This is a genomic window from Pseudomonas sp. AP19, from assembly GCF_001728855.1.
Classification (GTDB): Bacteria; Pseudomonadota; Gammaproteobacteria; order Pseudomonadales; family Pseudomonadaceae; genus Aquipseudomonas; species Aquipseudomonas fluorescens.
The window spans coordinates 79,367-98,500 of the sequence record NZ_LXJP01000020.1 but is presented as its reverse complement, the minus strand read 5'-3'; the positions used below and the strand labels follow the sequence as shown (position 1 = coordinate 98,500).

The window sequence follows — 19,134 nt, the reverse complement described above, 5'->3', positions numbered from 1 at the left end:
ACGACTCTCTCCCTGCCATCGACCCAATCAGCTAGGTGAACTCGGATTGTTGTTGGCCATTGACTTGATTTCTAAGTCGATCAAACGTCTTGCGAGACGAATAATTCGAAAAAGCTTCACCAGCGCGCCATCGCTCAGACGATTCGTGTTATCTGGAGATTGATCCTTGGTATAGGGTTGACCCAATAGGATCTGGCCGAGACCTGCAGCAAATTCGAAATCGGCAAGTGAACCAGCCTGTTCAGGCTGTTGTTGAATCATCTTCAACGCGATGGCGATCGAGCCGCTCAATGACTGGAGCAGCGTCAAAGTGTGCTGGGCTGTAGCGGTGACTTCGACGTCTTCAGTTGGATGTCGATAGCTAAAGCCCACCCCTCCGTCGAGGTCCAGGAATTCACCAGGTGCATTGACTGTACTCGCAACTTCCCGTGCCAGCTGAGCAATATGCTGACGCAGGGTGACGGGATTATCGATCTCGCGTTCGATGTACCAGAGGTCAGAAATGGGATTCAGTCCACCGGCTTGAACCGGGATGGCCACCAAAGCATTGGCAGCAAAGTCAGGCAGAATCTCCCCATCAAGCGCCGCGACTTCGCGTTTCATCTTTTCGACCCTTGCTGAAGTCGTTACTGGACTCGCAACGTGCCCGTCCAGACGGCTCTTCTGCTCTTCAGGGCTCATCTGCGCCAAGGGAGGTGGCGTGACCTGCGGCTTGATTGGATCTTTGCTTTTTTGTTGTGCTGTGTTGGTTTGAATCGCTCCCCCGGTCTGGGGGGCGGGCGACTGGTGTGCCGGATTTTGAGAGGGAGGGTTACCGATCTCGGTCGAGCTAACACCCTGCGGAATACCACCCAAGGTTAAGGTGGGTTGAGGCAGTTCGAGTATCGGTGTGGATCTGCGCAATTGGTCCTGATTCTGGGTAATCTCCAGCAGGATTTTCTCGTACCCGAGATTCAGCGGCTTTTGCAGTTGAGCTATCAACTCGTCCTGGAAGCGCTGAAACAGAAACTCTTCGGCATCTCCCTCAAACTGAGACAGAACATCTTGGAAGACTGTTTCGAATTCAAGAGGCAGCTCGTTTCCTTGCTGCTGATAATTACGTTCCCAGCACTGAAGGGCGGTTTTTCTCAAACCTAACAGTTTTATAACTCGATCAAATCCGAGGCCGGAGTACAACATTGCGGGAATTACAGGAAGCAAGTAGCGAATAGCATCTTGCATTCTGCTGATGTGGGGCTGAGAGATTGGATACCCGTCAGCTTTCAAACGTCGAGAGAGTTCACTTTGAGATATCGATCCGCCTGCTTCTTCCTCATATAGCGCTCTTGCCTTATCGACACCAATTGCCCGCTCGATGAACAGCAGTTGCCCCTGCAGATCGTTTTCGGCCAAGTGCCCGGTGAGAGAAATAATCTCCCCCCGGACTGCATCCCATGGACGAAACAGGCAGTGGAACCTGAAGAATTTCTCGTCCCCGGTCTCACGGTACAATTCGTTGAGAATCGCGAGTCGAGTGTTGCCGCCGTTCCTGATCCGGAACTTCTCCTCACCAGGCTTTCGGGTCACCGGCGGTGGCGTATCCAAGCCACGCTGACGGATCGACTCCTTGATGTCATCGTATTTGGGGTTGCGCGTGGTCCGTGGGTTCTCGTCATACGGCAGCGTCTCATCCAATGTCAGTAACATCGGTGTGTCGACGATGGGATCGCTCAAGCGGGCGGCTGCAGGCGACTTCGATTCGAAGCCAGGCAACTGCAGCTTTTCTTTCATGCTCTGGGCCAATGACGGTTTCATACTCTTGCCCCAGCTTGCTCATTGGCCGGAGCTGCGGCCAACAGTTGATCAATGATCTTGTGGGCTCGATCCAAAGCGGCTTCAAGCCCCGCGGTCGCTTCCAGGCGGTGAACGATTTCCGAGTTCATTGACCGGGTGTTTTCACGTGCCTGCAGTGCGATTCGCTCGCGCATTCCGTCCGGAAGGCGGACTACGAATTTTTCTTCGAGCTGACGTTTGGTTTCATTGCTCATAGCGTTCTCCATTACTTATCGGGCAGGGGTATGTTCAGCGACGTTTCAACTGATCACTGAGTTGGGTAGGCAAACCTTTGATGGTGAGCGTGCTTGAAGCCTCGTCGTACTCGATCTTGTCGCCCAGGAGGTGCGCTTCGAAGCTGATGGATAAGCCTTCGGCGCGGCCGGTGAAACGGCGGAACTGGTTGAGGGTGCGCTTATCCGCCGGGATTTCCGGCGACAGGCCGTAATCCTTGTTGCGGATATGGTCGTAAAACGCTTTTGGCCGATCTTCATCGATCAAGCTCGACAGTTCTTCCAAGCCCATGGGCTCACCAAGCTTGGCCTGGCTGCTGGCATAGTCCACCAGGGTCTTGGTTTTCTCGCGTGCGGATTCGTCCGGCAGGTCTTCGCTTTCAACGAAGTCGCTGAAAGCCTTGAGCAGGGTGCGGGTCTCGCCCGGGCCGTCGACGCCTTCCTGGCAGCCGATGAACTCGCGAAAGTACTCCGAAAACTTCTTGCCGCTCTTGCCCTTGATAAATGAGATGTACTGCTTGGATTGCTTGTTGTTCTGCCACTCGGACAGGTTGATACGCGCTGCCAGGTGCAGTTGGCCAAGGTCGAGGTGACGCGATAGGGATACGTCCAAATCGTCCGTCACCGTCACGCCATCTCTGTGGTGCAGCAAGGCGATCGCCAGATAATCGGTCATGCCTTGCTGGTAGTGCGCAAACAGCACGTGGCCGCCGGTTGATAGGTTGGACTCCTCAATCAATCTTTGCAGGTGCTCGACTGCCTCCAGGCTAAACTGCGTGAAGTCCTGGTTACCGTCGAAGTACATCTTCAGCCAGCCACTGAAAGGGTATGCGCCGGACTCTGCATGGAAGAAGCCCCAAGCCTTGCCCTGTTTGGCGTTGTAGGCTTCGTTGAAGTCGGACAACATATTTTCTAGGGCTTGCGACCTCGCCAATTCGTGTTGGCTGGCATGCAAGACCGCGGGTGTGCCGTCGGGTTTCTTGTCGATCAAGTGAACGATGCAATGACGAATAGGCATTAGATGGCATCCTGAGTAAGTTGAGATTGAGTCCGATCAGCGCGACGAAGTCGGGCCTTAGCGTTTAGGCCTGAGCGGTGGTCGCTTGAGGTTGACGAGGTGTAAATGGACCCAAGCCCAGCTTTGGTGAACTTGATGTGGCCACCGTGAGTTCGAGAGACGTTCCAGCCGTTAGCCTCTGCAAACTCCACCAAGTGGCGAAGGTTCTCGTGCTGTCCACGTAAACGGCTGACGGTCATTGATCAACATCCTTGTCTGCCAGAACGTTGCCGGCCTGAATCGCAATGATTTCAGCCTGATCACCAGGAAACTTGGTACCCAGCTCATGTAGAAATTGACGTGTTGCTTCACGTGCCCCTGGCACGCGGAATACAACGCTGCAGTGTTGAACTGGCTCTGGATGTTGCAGGTGGGACATCACAGCCACTTTCAACGAGCAGCTTTGGAGGTGACGGGGGACCCAAACCGACCAGAAGTAGCTTGAGAGCAACGCACCTGCGCAGAGCAGTTCGACGGTGAGCGTTGAGCTTGCTGTTTCGGATACCTCGATGTAGCCGAGCTCCTGAAACTCCTGAAGATCGCCACGCATGCTCAACGGGACCACTGTGCTGTGGTCACGAGCAAGGCGACCAATCGATTGAGCAAGAGCGTCCAGTTCAATGGGGTTGATCCCCGTTTTATGAGCGTGAACCACGGCCGAGGATTCGAATCCTGCACCGGCATGAATGTTTGGGAAAAGTGAGGCGTTACTGTGCATCTGGCACCTCCAGAAGCTCCTCGATGTCATAGCTATTGCAAGTTGGGCAAATCAGCACGTCCACTTCATCGTCAGGGGAGGCCGGTACAACTCCACTCACCTGATGTATCGGATGGTGACCGTCACAACTACGGCACCAATGAGAGATAGCGGGAGTTTTTTTCATGGCTGAACCCCTTGCGAGCCACTGCTAGCACTGAGATTTGCAAAGCGGGTTTGGTGTGGAATAAAGGCGGTGCGCACCGTTCCGGTCGGGCCGTTACGAGCCTTGCCGATGATGATTTCTGCAATGCCTTTGTGTTCGGTCTCCGGGTGATACTTCTCGTCGCGGTACACGAACATGATCAGGTCCGCGTCCTGTTCAATGGCGCCGCTGTCACGCAAATCGGCATTTATTGGGCGCTTGTTTGGGCGGCGCTCCAGTTCCCGATTGAGCTGAGAAAGGGCGACTACTGGGCAGTTCATCTCCTTGGCCAGCGCTTTAAGTGCTTGGGAGATAGCGCTGATTTCATTCGCCCGGTTTTCTTGACCTGGGCAGCGCATGAGCTGCAGATAATCGATAAGGATCAGGCTCGGGTGGCCGAACCGGCGAGCTGCACGCCGGGATTTGGCCCTGATCGCACCAGGTGTAAGACCTGATGAGTCGTCTATGACCAAGCGCTCACCGTAGCTGTTGATGCGCGAAACTGCGGCGGTCAGTTTCGGCCAGTCTTCGTCATCGAGCTTGCCCTTCAACAGCTTGCCAAGGTCGAGATGGCCAAGGATAGCCATCAGTCGATAGAGCAGCGCTTTAGCGGGCATCTCCATGCTGAAAACCTGGACCGTACGATCAGGCTTTGCCTGCAGCGCTGTATCCACAAAGTTCAAGGCCAGAGATGTTTTACCCATCGACGGACGTGCGCCGAGGATGATCAAGTCGGCTTCCTGGAAACCAGACGTCATCTCGTCCAGATCGTCCAGGCCTGAAGGCACGCCGGTCACCGCTACATCACCATTGAAGTGCTCATCTATTTGCTCGACGACCGCCGTAAGGCACTTGTTGATGTTGACGAACTCCGACGCGCTTTTACCTTCCCCCAAGGCGAAGAGTTGCTGCTCGATGGACTCCTGAACTTCCGTTGCGTCGGCCTGCGGATCTGTAGCTTCGCGAGAGCACTGATAGCCCAGGGTCATGAGCTGCCTGAGCTGAGAGCGGTTACGTACGATGAATGCGTAGTGCTCTATGTTGGCCACTGACGGGGTGTTTTTGGCCAATTCGCCGAGGTAGGCGAGGCCACCCGCTTCGTCGGGATTCTCCAATGCGTCATGTACGGTCACGATATCGAACGGAATGGCTTTGTCGGCCAGGCTGGCAATAGTCCCGAAGAGCAACCGATGATCGTGCCGAAAAAAATCCGAGTATTCCAACTTGTCTGCGACGAGATCCCAGGCGTTATTGTCGAGCAGCAGCCCGCCTAATACGCCTTGTTCGGCCTCGACGGAGTGGGGTGGAGATAGGTCGAGATGATTCATTTCAACCTCCCCTGATCTATCTGCATAAAGCCACTGCCGTCAGCTGCACCCAGAGCTTTGACCATGTCCACTTCGACCTTGGCCGAATTGATCATCACCTGGGCAACTTCGGCCACGACTTTAGCGCGATCGAGTTCCATTGGCTTGTCGGGGTCGAGCAGGCCTTCAATAGTGACGAACAGGTGATTGCGGAGATCCTCAATCTTGTTTTTCATGTTCAGCCTCACGAATGGTGCGCTTGAGTTTGCCGATGGCGCGAATGGCGGACTTCAGCTCTTCCGGATAGCGATGGATGGTGTTGCGGCGCATACGCTCCGCTCGTGTGAGCAGCTCTAGATTGTCGAGAGCGATATGGGCCTTATTACCGTCCTTGAAGCACACGCATTGGTTGATGGGTACGGGACCGTAATGCTCTTCCCACAGCAGGATGTGCACGCCTTGCCAGTCAACTGGTGGGTAACCGGTGTCAGTGATTTTTCGCTGCAGATACCCATCTGGTGTTGTGCGCAGACTGCCAACGGGGAGCCAGTTCTCGGGCCGGTTTCCTGCCTTGAACTGTGTTGTTGCCATGCGGCCGACTGAGGGGAGTCCCTTGACGCCTTTGTTCCAAGGGGTCATGCCCTTGGCAAAGCGATGCTCAGTGCCTGAGCTACCATCAAATCGGCCACAGAGATTGCTGCTTAGAAATTCAGCGCTTTTGGATAAGCCAAGGCGTTTGGCCTTGGCATAAACCTGATAGACGCTGAGTCCGATTTCATTGGCCAGGGCCTGGGTAGTTTCGTTGGGATAGCGGGCAATGAGCATGCGCTCCTCAGCCTCACTCCAAATATGATGCTTTTGAACCGGCACCAAACCCAATCGGGAGCGCGCATGCTCCAAGGTAGCCTTAGCCAGAGGGGACAGACATTGACGTGTCATTGGCCACCTCCAGAACTGAGAGCGGTGTGGGTTGTTTTCCCTACCCCGTGATGAAGTCGAACGTGTTGCCCTTGATTCCAACCTGCGGTCAGGGATCCCGTATCGTGTCCTTTGGCTTCAAGGGACCGGATCTCGAAGGTTTTCAGCGTCGGATGATGGTGTTCCAAGTAAGCGCTGATAGCTTTGCTTGTTTTACTGTCCATAGAGCCGGCAAATTCAGCCACTTTGTAACTCACGGCGTTTATCCAACCTTCGGCAAACAGAGCGCCGCGACGACGCTTGGTTTTCAGTTGGCATCGCTTTTGTTGGGCTACATGCTCACGGCGTGCTGCCACCAATTGGTGAAGCAGTGCGGAATACGCGTGTGCAGTGAGCTCTGGCGAAATACCTTTGCCCAGGAACTTGAAGGACCAGCCCTGTAAAGGGTTGTAGTAGGCAATGTGTTGGCAATCGAACGCTCGCGCACACGTCTGAGCGAGCAGGTGAAGCCAATCTTGTGGAGCCCGGCGGGTATGTGTGGCAACGCTCGCTTCATCAACCGTATGAGCCGCAACCTCGATGGCTTCGAGGTTGTACTGCTTCATCAGGTTTCGGGCTTGACGTAGCGCTGTTTCTACTTCATTCGGCGATGCACCGTTGGAGTTGGCCAGTGCAAAGCATTTAGCAACTTTTTCAAGAACTCTTTGCTTATCCATCACTCACCCCCTTCCTGCTGGGCACGAGGAGAGAGCGCCTCTGACCAAAGTCGCAGTGTTTCCTCTTCATCCGCTGAGAGATAAACCTGGGCGCGACAGTCCGAAACCTTCTGTTTCAACACATTGAGACGGTCCTGGACGCTGGAACCATCGTCGTAAGCAATCTCCTGCTCGATAGCTTGCACAACGTCATTGCGCAGGGAGAGCACCGTGCTTATCCAGAACGCATTTGGGCTGGTCCAGCCAATGAGCTTTCGTGTTCGGGCAGGCGACAGGTAATCACGGAGCCTGAGATTGAACTCACCAGGGGAATAACCATTCCTGAAAACGTCTGCGCGATTGAGCGTCAGCGCTGTTTTAAGAATATCGAGGAGAGGTTCCAGAGCTGCTGGGTCAGGGACGAAAGGTTCCAGATATGTTTCAGCTACAAGGCGCTTCGCTTCTGCATCTCGTGCTTGTTGACGCCGCTTGGCCACGTTTTCGTCGCGGCCGCGCTTCTCCTTTGCGTGCCGTATGTTCGAGTTTACTGACTCAATAAGCTTCGCGGCGTCCTGCAAAAGCTGACGCTGTTCAAAGCTCAAGTGAGCGCCTATACGGCCGGGTAGATGCGTACCACTTGTCAGGGAATGGATGTCACGAGCGGTACCACTAAGTTTGGCTTGCAAGCTGCGTAATTGTTGAGCGCTGTAGTACTTGCCAATCTCAAGGATGACGTCTGCAGAAATGCTGCGAGCATCGGTGATAGAGGGCTTTGCCATCTCAACGATCCTCCCTCAGCAATTTTGCCACCTTCTCTTCGGTCATGGCCTCGAAGCGGTCGCGCCATTCTGGAAAGAGCTCAATGGCCAATTGGCGTATGACGACTAGGGCTGCTGGCGATTTGCGGTTGGAAGGCTGGCGATATTCCAGGCGGTGTGCTGGAACGCCTTGGGACGCAGCGCTGCGAAACACCACTGCAGTAGGAATAATGCTGTCCAAAACGCTGATTTCTTCATTGTCTTGGAATATTTCGCGGACTGACTGCTCAATCACCTGCGCGTCGGTGGTTTGATCAAGGTTGTTTATAGCGATCCGCACGGGAGGAATTTTCATACCCAGGCGCCCATATGCACGGAGGCCATCCAACATCTGCATGGTTCCACGGCTAAATTCGCGTGCGGCGAGCATGTTGGGTGGAAGAGGGGATATGACCAAGTCAGACGCGAGAACTACCATTTCCAACATGGCCGATCTGGCACCTTGGGTGTCAATCAGTACCAGGTCAAAATGGCCTTCGAATGCCGGCATCAGATTGGCCAGTCGCAATCTGCCGTCCGGTGCCTGCAGGAGCAAGCTGTTCAGTTGGTTATTTACGTCGTTCGAGATCACCAGGGACAGATTAGGAATCGTCGTGCTGGAGATGATCTTGAGGGAGTCGGTGATATTGAACGCGAGTAGGTCATAGATGCCGCCCTGAGCTTCCTCGACCAATTGGTAATACGAAGAAAGCGAAGGCTGGGCGGGATCCAGATCGATTAGGAGGGTTCGAAGGCCCGCGTCCGCGCAGAATGCGCCGAGGTTGGCCTCAATGGTGGTTTTACCAACGCCGCCTTTGGTCGAAACGACCGCAGTGATTTTCATGGTTTGGAGCCTCTAATGTGAATTCATTAGAGGCTGCATCGAAAATCGGGTAGATTTAGGCCCATAACCAATTGGTTTCGAGACCTGAAAACCAGTTGGCTTTTAACCAATTGGTCGTAGGTTCGAATCCCACACGACCCACCATTTTTGGCGGTTTAGAAAATCCGGAAGGCCCACGCAAGTGAGGATTTCCGGGTTTTTTTTTGCCTGGGATTTGGTTGAGAAGTAGAGCCTGGGTGAGGGGTTACCACTAAAGCCGGTGCAGGGGGCGTGCCGTCGCGGCGTTCGCTACGCGAGGTTTCAATAGAATGTCTTGAGTGATGGGCAACTCAGATATATCTCCCGCAATTGTCAGTTATAGACCTTATCTGCTTTAGGAAAAGTCCACGCCGTCCGAGCGCTCTTTCTGATAGCGCGGTTTGGTGTCAGCCATTTACTGTCATATCGTGAAATGTGCGTACAAGTCGTCAGTTGCCTTGATCGAAATCAGCAATTATTTACAGCCGACAATGACGCCTTTCAGACCGCTAGGGCATTCATCGGTGTCAGCACTATTGATGCGTGTGAGGCCTTATAACCATGCCTATGAACGGGCATTGCATTGATGCCTATTGATGGCTGTTCCAAAAGAGGGCTGTGGTTGTTATGAATATCTACCGTTCGCAACTTTCTCCACGAGCAATACATGTTCAACTGCCAACACAATCGCCAGCGAGTGTGACGGTAATAAAATCTGAAGACAGTGCTTCGCCTACTCCGCTTATTTCCGATGCCTCAGTGCTCGATAAAGTAAGCGATCCAAAATTTGAAATGAAGAAAGAGTTCACATCTCCCAACGGATTGTTTGGTGTGAAGTACTCGCTTGCCGCTCCGCGCCCTGGGTTGAGCAACATTACGTTCCCTATCATTATCGACGAAGGTCTTCAAAAAAAGGCTGATAAGGACGCAGGGATTTACTACGCGATGATGTTCGGCGTCAATACTGAGAAAGGTACAGCCCTTGGTCGTGGCTATATCGGGATGCAACCCCGAGGGGATGGCAAGGCGCTGATTATTTTTTCCGGATATGGCCCGCATTTCAATGCGCCCAAAGGGCGTGCTGAATTTGATGGGGTAACAGGCGCGAGCAATAGCACCTTGGTGGACTTTAAGTTTGGCAATAAGTATGAACTTACTGTCGAACGAGACCCCGCAGACCCGCGAATTTTGAGCGCCTATGTTCAGGATGTTACGGATCCTGATAACCCTGGGCCAAAACAACATGTCAAAGATATACACGTCGATCAGAATGTTGCGCTAGCGGGTAGTGACGCTGGCTTCGTCGAACAATACGGCGCGAAAATAAATAAAAGCTCGCAGATAGCGCCTACCCGCGGTAGTTTTTTTGCACCCTTTACTACTGATGACAAGGGGGATGTAAAGGTGGGTGAAATCATGAGCACAGGTCTGTACGGCAGGTATAAAAATTCGACGGTAGGTAAACAGCATATTGTCAAAGAACAGGGCGTAGGTAAGGAGTTGGAGTTCTCTTTGCAAGGTGTTGGCTCTTAGGCGCAAACTGACGGCTGGCAGTATAGGTAGTGTTTTCGAAGGGCCTGTAAAACTTTATTCCCACCGCCTTATGGCGGTTTAGAAAATCCGGACGGCTCGCGCAAATGAGGCGTTCCGGATTTTTTGGTTAAAGAGTATTGGCGTCCGCTCAACCAAACCGCCCGGTAATATAGTCCTCCGTTTGCTTCATCTGCGGCTTGGTGAAGATCTCGTCCGTATTCCCATACTCAATCAATTCCCCCATGAACATGAACGCGGTGTTGTCCGACACCCGCGCGGCTTGCTGCATGTTGTGGGTCACGATAATCACCGTGTATTGCGCCTTCAACTCTGTAATCAACTGCTCGATACGCCCGGTCGAGATGGGGTCGAGTGCAGAGGTCGGTTCGTCCAGCAGCAATACCTGCGGTCGCAGGGCAATCGTGCGCGCGATGCACAGTCGCTGTTGCTGGCCACCCGAGAGGCTCTGTGCGCTCTGGTTGAGTTTGTCTTTCACTTCATCCCACAGGGCGCCGCCGCGCAAGGCTTGCTCGACGCGGTCATTCATTTCGCGCCGGGACAATTTTTCATGGTGACGCACCGCGTAGGCGATGTTGTCGAAGATCGACATCGGAAACGGCACGGGCTTCTGGAACACCATGCCCACATGGCTGCGCAGGCGGTTCATCGAATAGCCGGGGGCGAGAATGTTTTCGCCATTGAGCAGCACTTCGCCACGCGCTTCTTGCTTGGGGTACATCGAGTAGATGCGGTTGAACACCCGCAGCAAGGTGGACTTGCCGCAGCCTGAGGGACCGATGATGGCCGTGATGCGCTTTTCCGGAATGTCGATGTCGATGGATTTCAGGGAACGTTGATTGTTGTAGAAAAACTCCAACCCGCGCACCTGGATTTTGGTTTTTTCGTGAGCAATGCCGGTGGCGTCCATCAGTGAGACCTATTGCGTAAAAGAATCAGGCGGGATGCCAGGCTGAGTACCAGCACGAACAGCGTGAGCACCAATGCACCGGCCCACGCGAGCGCATGCCAGTCGTCGAACGGGCTCATGGCGTACTGGAAAATAACCACCGGCACGCTGGCAATCGGCTTGAGCAGGTTGCTGCTCCAGAACTGATTGCCGAAGGCGGTGAACAGCAGCGGCGCCGTTTCCCCGGTAATCCTGGCCAGCGCGAGCAGGATGCCGGTGACCACGCCGGCTTTGGCCGCCCTCAACACGATCTGCAGTGTCAGCTTCCACTGCGGCACACCCAGTGCCAGGGCCGCTTCGCGCATGGTCGAGGGTTGCAGCTGGAGCATTTCATCGGTGGTGCGTACCACCACCGGGATTACCAGCAGGGCCAAGGCCAATGCCCCCGCGATGGCAGAAAATCCGACCTGGTGATTGGTCAGCAGGTTCAGCGGCAGAATGACGCCGGTGTAGATGAACAGCCCCAGCACAATGGATGGCGCGGACAGCAGGATGTCGTTGATGAACCGCACGGTAGTACCCAGGCGCGAGTGTCGTGCGAACTCTGCCAGCCAGATGCCCGCCATCAGCCCGATGGGGGTGCCGATCAGCAATGCGATAGCGGACATCAGTGCGCTGCCATAAAACGCATTGGCCAGGCCGCCTTCAGTGCCGGGCGGTGGGGTCATCTGGGTAAACAGGCGCAGGTTCAACGCCTGGAAGCCATTGACGATGGTCGTCACTAATATCCATGCCAGCCACAGCAGGCCAAAGGCCGTAGCGCCGCAACTGAGGCACAGGGCTACGCCGTTTTTAAGCGCGCGTTTTCGGTAGAGGCGTCCGTTGGCGTTCATAGCCCTTCCTTACGCGACAGGCGCATCAGCATCAGCCGCGCCAACGCCAGCACGACGAAGGTCACGATAAACAGCAGGAAGCCCAGGGCGATCAGCGCCGAGCGATGCAGATCGGTGTAGGCCTCGCTGAACTCGTTGGCGATGACCGACGCGATCGAGCTGCTGGGCATCAGCAGTGAGGCGGAAAACTGCTGGGCGTTACCCAGTACGAAGGTCACGGCCATGGTCTCGCCGAGGGCACGACCCAAGCCGAGGAAGATGCCGCCGACCACCGCCGAACGGGTGTAGGGCAACACGATGTCCCACACCACTTCCCAAGTGGTGCTGCCCAAGGCGTAGGCGGATTCTTTCAACTGTGTCGGCACACTGCGAAACACCTCATGCATCACCGACGTGATGAACGGCATGATCATCACCGCCAGCACGATGCCGGCGGTCAGCATGCCAATCCCCAGTGGCGGGCCCTGAAACAGCGAGCCGACCAAGGGCAGGGCGCCCAGGTAGTCATTGATCAACGGCGACAGGTGTTCGGCCATAAACGGCCCGAACACGAACAGGCCCCACATGCCATAGATGATCGATGGAATACCGGCGAGCAATTCAATCGCTGATGCGACCGGCATCTTCAGCCAGGGCGGCGCGACTTCGGTGAGAAAAATCGCGATGCCGAAACTGACCGGGACTGCAATCAGCAAGGCCAGAAACGAGGTCACCAGGGTGCCGTAGATCGGCACCACGGCGCCAAAGTGGTTATTGACCGCATCCCACTCGGTGCTGGTGATGAAGTCGAAACCAAAGGTCTTGAACGCCAGCCCGCCGCCCCAAAGGGTCGAGGCTGCAATGGCTGCCAGCAGCAGTAGCACCAACATGGCTGCGCCGAACAGTGTGCGTTTGAACCACAGATCGTGGCGTTGATCGCGGGCCGCGCGGCTGTCGCTGCGTGTGTCGCCCGCGTGAGTTGTCATAACCAGGGTTTGGACGCTGTCGTTCATATCAGATGTGCTCACCGCCTTCCTCAAGCGATGAGGAAGGCGGTCATAAGGCGAATCAGTTGGTGAAGTCAGACTTCCAGTAACCTTCGATTCGCGTCACCAGAGAGTCCGGCAATGCTACGTAGTCCAGTGCCGCAGCCTGTTGCTGACCTTTTTCCAGTGACCACTTGAAGAAGCTGAAGGCGGCCTGGCTTTGCTCCGCGTTCTTGGGCTGCTTGTACATGATGATCCAGGTGGTGGCTGTGATCGGCCATGCGCCTTCGCCTGGCGCGTTGGTCATGATCAGGTTGAAGTCTTTGGCGTGGGCCCAGTCGGCGGTGTCAGCGGCGGCCTGGAACGCTTTGGCGTCAGGTTTGACGAATTTCCCCGAAGCGTTCTTCAACTGGGTGTACGTCATCTTGTTCTGCAACGCGTAGGCGTATTCCACAAAGCCAATGGAGTTTTTGATCTGCTTCACGTAGGCAGAAACCCCTTCGTTACCCTTGCCACCCACGCCGACCGGCCAAGGCACGGTGGTGCCGAAGCCGATCTTGGTTTTCCAGCTATCGCTGACTTTGGACAGGTAGTTGGTGAAGTTGTACGAGGTGCCCGAGCCGTCGGAGCGGTGCACTACGGTGATGTTCGCCACCGGCAGGTTCAAGCCGGGGTTGAGCGCGGCGATTGCCGGGTCGTTCCAGGCCTTGATGTCACCGAGAAAGATCTTCGCCAGCACATCACCGTCGAGTTTCAACTGACCTGCGGCCACACCTTCGACGTTCATCACCGGCACGATGCCGCCAATTACGCTGGGGAACTGGCCCAGGCCGCCGGCTTTGAGTTCATCGGCGGACAGCGGCGCGTCCGAGGCGCCGAAGTCAACGGTGGCTGCCTTGATTTGGGCGATACCGCCGCCGGAGCCGATGGACTGGTAGTTGATGCGGTTGCTGGAGTTCTTACTGTAGTCCTGTGACCACTTGGACAGCACCGGGTAGACGAAGCTCGAACCGGCACCGGTAACGTCAGTGGCGTGGGCCACACCGCTCAGGCACAGGGCGGTCAACAAAACGGACAGACTTTTTTTGCTCGGCAACATCACGACAACACCTCAAGGAAGGGGTAAGTGGATAGGTCCACCTGTCTAAGACGTGACGATTTAATTCCTGAGATGTGTCGGTTTAATGACGGTTTGGGTTTATGAAGAAACATTTAGAAATGATTGCCCCGGTGGAAATCGACTGACTCGTTTCCACCGGGGCATGACTGCTTAGTTGATCTCCTGATCAATTCCCGCCTGCCATTGCTGGCTGTCACTGTGCCCGCCTACCCGCAGCGGCCCGAGGTTGAAGGCTTGATCCTGACGGGTCGCGTCGTCCTGTTTCTGGGTTAATTGGTCCTTGGCGCCCAACACCAGGTTGACCGGCGATTTTGAAACGTTCAGCCCGACATCGACGCGATAATCGCTGCCTGCCAACGTCGTGGCCTTCACCTCGGAACCGCCCAGCTCGACGGTGCCCCCCTGCGCGCTGATCCGTGCGCCGGTCAGATGCGTTGCACCGCTTACCTGCAGATTGACGCCCTGAGTACCCTGGATGCCAGACGCTTGAGTAACGCTGTCTTTGGCGACACGGCTGACATCCAGGTTCAAGGTCGGGGTGTAGCTGGTTTTACCGCTCTTGTCACCGAACAGCACGCTTTCTGCGGTATCCGCCACCGAGCTGCCGGTGGTGTGCTTGCCGCTGACGGCAAGGTTGTCACTGGTTTTTGGCCAAACCTTATCCTTGAGGTTTGACAGGTGAGTGCCCAACGCATCCTTCTTGTCCGCGAGGTACGTCCTGGCCTTGTCGACGCGGGTACCGAAGGCGCCACGCGGCTCCGGGTTCACCTCATAGCTGGCGCTGCGGGTGAGTTTCTCGCCCAGGCGCTCCTTGGCGCTGGCCAGGTTTTCCTTGGCCGAAGCGAGTTGTTCGGTGCCCTTGTCGACAGCGTTCTCGAGCTTTTCACGGTGCTTGTCGAAGGCGCCCTCGGCCTTGGCTTGCACCTTGTCCTTGAGCGGGCCGGTGGTTTTGGCCAGTTTGTTGACCACGCCGGGCTGGTTTTTCTCGACGTCGAGCTTGGCATCGACGTTGACCTGGGTGCTGCTGATGTGGTCCTGGCGACTTTCAACCACCAAGTCCCCGCCCACCTTGCCGCTCACCTGATCCGCTTCGATCCGTGCGCCAGCCAGGTGGGTATCGCGGGCACTGTTGAGCGTTACGCTGTCTGCCTTGATCAGGCTGTCGCGCTGCGCAGTGCTTTGCAGGTGATCCACGTCGACCTTGGCCCGGGCATTGATGCCAAGTTGGGTCATGGGTGTGTCGTGCTCCCCGGCATCGGCCAGGGTGGTCTTGCCGCCACTGCCGCCCGCGCCGAGGGTGACGCCCCAGCTGTCATGGGCCTGAGTGGACTGCGCCGACTCTTGCAGGATGCCGCCTTGTTGCGCGTCGAGTTTGACGCTGGCAGCGGTGACCTGTGTGCCTTGCAAGTGGATGGCATCCTTCGCATCCGCGCCGCTGGCGAGGCTGACCTTGCCGTTGCTGTGCAACTGCCCAACGACGGCGGCCTGATCGTTTTCGGCGACCTTGCCGATGTTGAAGTTGGCGCTCAGGCTGCCGGTCTTGCCGCTGCTTTCGGCACTGCTGGTCTTGCCGGCACCGACGGTCAGGCCGCCGCCCAGGTTGCTGCCGTTACTGACGTGGGTATCGGTTGCCGCTTGCAGGTCCAGCTTGCCGCCGGAAGTCAGGCTGATATCGCCGGTGTTGGCGGTGCGGCTACCGACCTGAGTGCCTTGCAGGGTCATGTCGCCGCCGCTGCTTAGCGCGATGGGCCCGCTGCCCTGAAGCGTCGCGACACGCGCCTGGCTGTCGCGGGTGTCCAGTTGCTTATGGTCCAACTGTGCACCGGCACCGAGGTTGACGTTTGTGCCGTTCGCGCCGGGCGCCGTGCCCACAGTCAATGAACCATTGCCGCGCAGACTGCTGCGGGTGTCGCTCTGGGTATCGTTGGCCTGATTGAGCGCCAACTCACCCCCCGCCTTGAGGTGGATGCCTGCCTGGCCACCGTTGAACTGGCTGCCCTCATAACCTGCATCGCCCTTGGCCTGGATGTTCACGCCTTGGGTGGCGGCGTAACTGCCGACCACCGCCGTGCTGGCGGTTTGGCGCACGTCGCTGCTGCCGCCCGTGCCGCTGCCACGTACGTTGAGGTCTTCACCGGTGGTGGTGTAGACCCGCACGCCCGCCTTGGCGTCCACGCCTTGCTCGCTGCTGCTGTGGGTGTTGGCCGCCGCCGTGGCGAGATGCTCGCCGGCAGCGATCTTCAGGCCGCCATCGGTGGCGCGGTATTGACTGCCTGCATCCTGCAACGTGCCAGCGACATTGACCTGCACCGTGGCACCACTGAACTGGCTGACCACCGCCGTGCTGTCCTGCTGTGTGCGACTTTTATTGGTATGACCGACTTCCACATCCAACCCGACATTGGGTTGCTCGAAGGCATCGAGCAAACCTGGCTGATGGAATTTGGCTTGGGCCATGCCTTCGAACGCTTTTTCGATTGGCCGGGTGACGCCTTTGTATTCGACATTGGCGCCGACATCGGCGGTCCAACCATTCTCCTTGTGGGTGCTGGTCTCGCTGTTATGCGCCGCCTGGTTATCGACCTGACCCGCACTGACCTGTAACTCGCCACCCGTCTGGACCTGCGCGCCCTGGCTGGTGAGGGTGTTGCCGGCGTTGAGGGTCAGTTTGCCGGCCGCCGCGACGTGGCTGGTTTGTGCGGTGGTGGTACTGCGGGTGTCGTGACTGCTCTGGTGGCTGAACTGCGCGCCGTTACCAGCGCGGTCAAGGCCTGCGGTGTAATAGACGCCGCCGCCGGTGGTGGTTTTGTCGGTGTCGCTGTGACTGCTGTCATGGGCCGACAGCAGTTCGACGTTTTTGCCGCTCAAGGTCGCATCGCCCTCGGTGGCCTTGAGGTCGGAGCCCTTGAAGCTTACGTCGCCACCGGCCGTGACGGCCACGCTGCCGCCGCTGAGGCTGGACGCCTGCTGTTGCGTGGTGTCGGTCTTGTTGGTGTGCTGCTGGTCTTCGTAGCTCACGCCCGCGCGGTACTGGCGGGTGCCATCGGCGGTTTCCCTGGCGTAGCCCTCGAAGCCTCGGGTGTGGGTGCTGGTGGCGTTGTGGAAGGTGTTTTCAGCAGCAGTGACCTTGATATCACCCTTGGCATCCGCCTGCAGTTCACCGGTGGCGGACACCTGTGAGCCGCTGACGTGGATGTCCTTGGCGCTTTGCAGCTTGAGGTTGCTGTCCGAGCGCAGGTTGCTGGCAACCACGGTACTGTCCTTGAGGTTCTGGCGGCTTTCATCCTTGGCGATGCCGAAGAATTTGCTGTCCTTGCTGTAGCTATTGTCGTGGGACGTGTCTTGTACGCCGTCGATCACCAGCGAACCTTTGTCGCTGATCACGCTGGCCTGTTTGCCGCCACGGGCCTGGCTGCCGCTGATGCGCACCTCATCCGCCTGGACGATCAGCTTGCCGTCGGCGTTGACCTTGCTGCCGGTATTCAAGGTGTTGCCTTTATCCCCATCGCCGTTTTTGCCGAAGAAGCTGCCACCTGTCAGGTCGCCGGAGTACGCCGTATGACTGCTGCGCTGAGTGCGGCTGGCGCTGCTGATATCCACTTGGCGGGCGGCCAGTTGGAGGTCACCCGGTGTGTTCAGCTCGGCGCCCTGCAGGTGCAGTTGCTGCTGGCTGGTCAGCTCCAGGGTCTTGCCGGCCTTGAGGCTGCTGGTGATGCTGCGCTGTTCGCTGCTGGAGGTGTCCCAGTTGGCTTTCCACAGGTGCTTGCGATGATTGCCCTGATCGCGGGTTTCGTGGGTTTCGGTGGCTGCGAGCACCTGAAGGTCGGCGCCGCTATTGACGTGCAGACCGGCCCCGGCTTCCACGTTGCTGGCCTTGATCTCGGTTTTGGCGCCGGACGACAGTGCTGCGTCCTGTTGCGCGACCACCTTGTTGCCGTGCTGGCGCGCGTCCTGGTCAGTGGTGGTGCGGTCATAGGTTTCGTAGGTGAACAGGAAGTTGCTGTTGTCCCATTGCTCACGTTTTTCCTGGAGCTTGCGGCTTTCCAGGCTGCCAAGTGTCAGGTTGCGGCCGGCGTCGAGTTTGACGTTGCGCGCGCTGACGTCGGTGGCGGCGAGGCTCAGGTCCTTGGCGCTGTGCACGTCGACATCGCCCTGGCGGCTGTGCACGCTGGCGCGGGTCGCGTCGAGGCTGTTGGCGTGGACCTGGCCGCTGATATCGAGGTCGCCGGCCGAACTGATCTTGACCCCGTCACGCCCCTGCACGTTTACGGCACCCACGCGCACGCCGGCGCCATCGGCGGTGCTGATGATGTTGATGCGCCCGGCCTGCATCGCCCCGAACAGACGGGCGTCGATACGCTGCTCCTGGGTTTTGCTGGCTGGGTCTACCTGGCGCACCTGGCCGCTGGCGTAGTCGACTTGGTTGCGGCCGACGGTGAGGTTCAATTGATCACGCGCACTCAGGTGACCGTCGCTGTCGATGCGCGGCGCGATCAGGTTGATTGAACCTTCGCGGTTGTGCAGGCCCTGGCCTTGTACCGTGAGTTGGCCGCGCGCATCGCGGGTGTTCAAGGCTTGCAGCTTGCCGTCGTTAAGTTCAGGGCGGCCCACCACCAGGCTGGCATTCGGGGTGTTGATAAAACTGCCGCCGTTGACAGAGATGCCATTAGGGTTCGCCAGCACATAGTCGGCCGACCGGCCAAAAATCTCCTGGGCGCCGTTGACGGTTGAGGCGTTGCGGCTGATCACTTCGTTAAGAATCACGCTCGCCGCCTGGCCCTGGAACTGCGGGTTGGCTGCCAACTGCCCGGCGAGCTGGGATTGACCGGCCTGCAAGGCGTTGTTCAGCACAACGCCCTGGCGGTCGACGTTGTAGTCCAGAAACTGGTTGTGGGACAGGCCGCCAGCATTCGGCGCGACGATGTTGATGATGGGCACGCCACCCTGGTTTTGCAGTTGCGGTGTACCGCCGGGCCCTTCGACCACGGTCAACCCAGCGGCCAGCGCCAGTTGTGGCAGCAGAAACAGGCTGGCGATGGCCCAGCGCAGTTTGCCTTGAGGTGAAAGGTGAAACGGATGTGTGTCTGTCGGCATAAATAATTTCGCTCTGTGTTGGCTGATCCGCGACGTGCG

At 57.1% G+C, this 19,134-nt stretch carries 16 protein-coding genes; 1 reads left to right on the top strand and 15 read right to left on the bottom strand.

All coding sequences use genetic code 11. The features are described 5' to 3' along the window. Positions 1 to 27: 27 nt before the first annotated feature. The 10 genes from A7D21_RS15990 to A7D21_RS15940 all read right to left on the bottom strand — a co-directional run bounded on the left by A7D21_RS15990 (position 28) and on the right by A7D21_RS15940 (position 8,565). A complete protein-coding gene (locus A7D21_RS15990) occupies positions 28 to 1,794 on the bottom strand; it encodes a ParB family protein (RefSeq protein ID WP_069552097.1) in 1,767 nt (588 codons plus the stop codon). After that, positions 1,791 to 2,027 (bottom strand): Arc family DNA-binding protein, encoded by a 237-nt coding sequence (locus A7D21_RS36485; RefSeq protein ID WP_020303012.1) that lies wholly within the window; start codon positions 2,025 to 2,027, stop codon positions 1,791 to 1,793. Before A7D21_RS36485 ends, A7D21_RS15990 begins: the two co-directional genes overlap by 4 nt. 34 nt (positions 2,028 to 2,061) lie before the next feature. After that, entirely contained in the window at positions 2,062 to 3,063 is a 1,002-nt protein-coding gene (gene yejK / locus A7D21_RS15980; RefSeq protein ID WP_069552096.1) for a nucleoid-associated protein YejK, read from the bottom strand. A 235-nt stretch (positions 3,064 to 3,298) separates the two neighbouring features. Continuing rightward, positions 3,299 to 3,820, bottom strand: a complete 522-nt coding sequence (locus A7D21_RS15970; RefSeq protein WP_069552094.1) for a putative protein CP11 — start codon at positions 3,818 to 3,820, stop codon at positions 3,299 to 3,301. A 162-nt stretch (positions 3,821 to 3,982) separates the two neighbouring features. Then, complete coding sequence (gene dnaB / locus A7D21_RS15965; RefSeq protein ID WP_069552093.1) at positions 3,983 to 5,332, bottom strand: replicative DNA helicase; 1,350 nt, start codon at positions 5,330 to 5,332, stop codon at positions 3,983 to 3,985. Next, on the bottom strand, positions 5,329 to 5,547 hold the full coding sequence (locus tag A7D21_RS15960; protein ID WP_069552092.1) for a hypothetical protein: 219 nt from the start codon (positions 5,545 to 5,547) through the stop codon (positions 5,329 to 5,331). Before A7D21_RS15960 ends, dnaB begins: the two co-directional genes overlap by 4 nt. Then, positions 5,531 to 6,250: an HNH endonuclease signature motif containing protein gene (locus A7D21_RS15955; RefSeq protein ID WP_069552091.1), complete on the bottom strand. Its 720-nt coding sequence runs from the start codon at positions 6,248 to 6,250 to the stop codon at positions 5,531 to 5,533. Before A7D21_RS15955 ends, A7D21_RS15960 begins: the two co-directional genes overlap by 17 nt. Next, positions 6,247 to 6,945, bottom strand: coding sequence for a DUF2786 domain-containing protein (locus A7D21_RS15950; protein ID WP_069552090.1), 699 nt, complete (start codon positions 6,943 to 6,945; stop codon positions 6,247 to 6,249). The genes A7D21_RS15955 and A7D21_RS15950 overlap by 4 nt, the downstream gene beginning before the upstream one ends. Next, positions 6,945 to 7,703 carry a hypothetical protein gene (locus A7D21_RS15945; RefSeq protein ID WP_056791353.1) on the bottom strand — a complete coding sequence of 253 codons (759 nt, stop codon included), beginning with the start codon at positions 7,701 to 7,703 and terminating at the stop codon, positions 6,945 to 6,947. The genes A7D21_RS15950 and A7D21_RS15945 overlap by 1 nt, the downstream gene beginning before the upstream one ends. Before the next feature lies 1 nt (position 7,704). Next, positions 7,705 to 8,565 carry a ParA family protein gene (locus tag A7D21_RS15940; protein WP_056791357.1) on the bottom strand — a complete coding sequence of 287 codons (861 nt, stop codon included), beginning with the start codon at positions 8,563 to 8,565 and terminating at the stop codon, positions 7,705 to 7,707. Positions 8,566 to 9,210: 645 nt separating this feature from the next. Between A7D21_RS15940 and A7D21_RS36220 the strand changes: the two genes are divergently transcribed. Then, positions 9,211 to 10,116 (top strand): hypothetical protein, encoded by a 906-nt coding sequence (locus tag A7D21_RS36220; RefSeq protein WP_256556236.1) that lies wholly within the window; start codon positions 9,211 to 9,213, stop codon positions 10,114 to 10,116. A 148-nt stretch (positions 10,117 to 10,264) separates the two neighbouring features. On the opposite strand, the gene pstB is transcribed toward A7D21_RS36220, so the two are convergent. The 5 genes from pstB to A7D21_RS15905 all read right to left on the bottom strand — a co-directional run bounded on the left by pstB (position 10,265) and on the right by A7D21_RS15905 (position 19,095). After that, the gene (gene pstB / locus A7D21_RS15925; protein WP_053257749.1) at positions 10,265 to 11,044 is read right to left on the bottom strand and encodes a phosphate ABC transporter ATP-binding protein PstB; all 780 of its coding nucleotides are present in this window, start codon (positions 11,042 to 11,044) and stop codon (positions 10,265 to 10,267) included. Next, the gene (gene pstA / locus A7D21_RS15920) at positions 11,044 to 11,916 is read right to left on the bottom strand and encodes a phosphate ABC transporter permease PstA (protein ID WP_069552089.1); all 873 of its coding nucleotides are present in this window, start codon (positions 11,914 to 11,916) and stop codon (positions 11,044 to 11,046) included. Before pstA ends, pstB begins: the two co-directional genes overlap by 1 nt. Then, positions 11,913 to 12,881: a phosphate ABC transporter permease subunit PstC gene (gene pstC, locus A7D21_RS15915; protein WP_371850818.1), complete on the bottom strand. Its 969-nt coding sequence runs from the start codon at positions 12,879 to 12,881 to the stop codon at positions 11,913 to 11,915. The genes pstA and pstC overlap by 4 nt, the downstream gene beginning before the upstream one ends. Positions 12,882 to 12,963: 82 nt before the next feature. Beyond that, a complete protein-coding gene (gene pstS / locus A7D21_RS15910; RefSeq protein ID WP_078827231.1) occupies positions 12,964 to 13,980 on the bottom strand; it encodes a phosphate ABC transporter substrate-binding protein PstS in 1,017 nt (338 codons plus the stop codon). A gap of 171 nt (positions 13,981 to 14,151) precedes the next feature. Next, the gene (locus A7D21_RS15905) at positions 14,152 to 19,095 is read right to left on the bottom strand and encodes a hemagglutinin repeat-containing protein (RefSeq protein WP_069552088.1); all 4,944 of its coding nucleotides are present in this window, start codon (positions 19,093 to 19,095) and stop codon (positions 14,152 to 14,154) included. Positions 19,096 to 19,134: the final 39 nt, after the last annotated feature.